This window comes from Mycobacterium sp. NPDC003449, assembly GCF_053588415.1.
This window is the reverse complement of record NZ_JBSFPX010000391.1, coordinates 1-1,082: the sequence shown is the minus strand read 5'-3', so window position 1 is coordinate 1,082 and position 1,082 is coordinate 1. Positions and strand designations below refer to the sequence as shown.

At 70.8% G+C, this 1,082-nt stretch carries 2 protein-coding genes; both read left to right on the top strand.

Annotated elements, in window-relative coordinates; translation table 11 throughout:
• A partial coding sequence (locus ACWDTP_RS38620) for an SAM-dependent methyltransferase (RefSeq protein ID WP_450028475.1) occupies positions 1–528 on the top strand: 528 nt, incomplete at its 5' end.
• Between the two features lie 9 nt (positions 529–537).
• A partial coding sequence (locus ACWDTP_RS38615) for a class I SAM-dependent methyltransferase (RefSeq protein WP_450028474.1) occupies positions 538–1,082 on the top strand: 545 nt, incomplete at its 3' end.

The following is a 1,082-nucleotide window of genomic DNA, read 5'->3' as shown; positions in this document are numbered from 1 at the left end:
ATCGATGGCCACGGTGCGGCGCTCCGCGGTCGGCGCGGCGCCGATCTCGCTCATGGTCGCCGATTTGGCGCCGAGCACCTGGGGCTGGTCGATCTGCGCGAGGACTGGCCCGCCGCGCTGCGCGCCGCCGGATTCGACCCGGCGGCACCGACCGCATGGATCGCCGAAGGACTGCTGATCTACCTGCCGCCCGACGCCCAGGACCGGCTCTTCGACAACATCAGCGCGATCTCTGCCCCGGGTAGCCGGCTGGCCACCGAGTACCACATCGACGCAGGCGCCACATTCCGCGACCGCGGCCGGGCCATGAGCAAGCGGTGGCGTGAGCACGGCTTCGACGTCGATCTGTCCGAACTCTGGTACGACGGCGACCGCAACCCGGTGGACGCCTACCTGGCCGGCCACGGCTGGCAGGTGACCGCACTCCCCCGCTCCGAGGTGTTTGCCCGCTACGGCCGCACCTTCCCCACCACCGACGAGGACGCACCTTTGCGCAGCTCGGTGGCCGTGACCGCGATTCGAAAGTAGGAAGTTCACATGGCACGCACCGAGGGTGACACCTGGGACCTGGCAACCAGCGTCGGCTCGACGGCGACCGGTGTCGCCGCGTCGCGGGCACTGGCCACCAAACAGCCCGATCCGCTCATCGACGACCCGTACGCCGATGCCCTCGTCAAAGCGGTGGGGCTGGAGCACTGCATCCGGCTCGCCGATGGCGAACTGTGCGTCGAGGGCGATCAGATGTTGGACCGGCAGCGGATGTGCGAGCAGATCGCGGTGCGCACCCGGTTCTTCGACGACTTCTTCGCCCACGCCGGGCGCGCCGGGATCCGGCAGGCGGTGATCCTGGCCTCCGGGCTGGACACCCGCGCCTACCGGCTGGACTGGCCGGCGGGCACCGTCGTGTTCGAGGTGGATCAGCCCGAGGTGATCGAGTTCAAGACCCGGACCCTGGCCGATCTCGGGGCTGCGCCGGCCGCCGACCGCCGGACCGTGGCCATCGATCTGCGCGAGGACTGGCCCGCCGCGCTGCGCGCCGCCGGATTCGACCCGGCGGCACCGACCGCATGGATCGCCGAAGG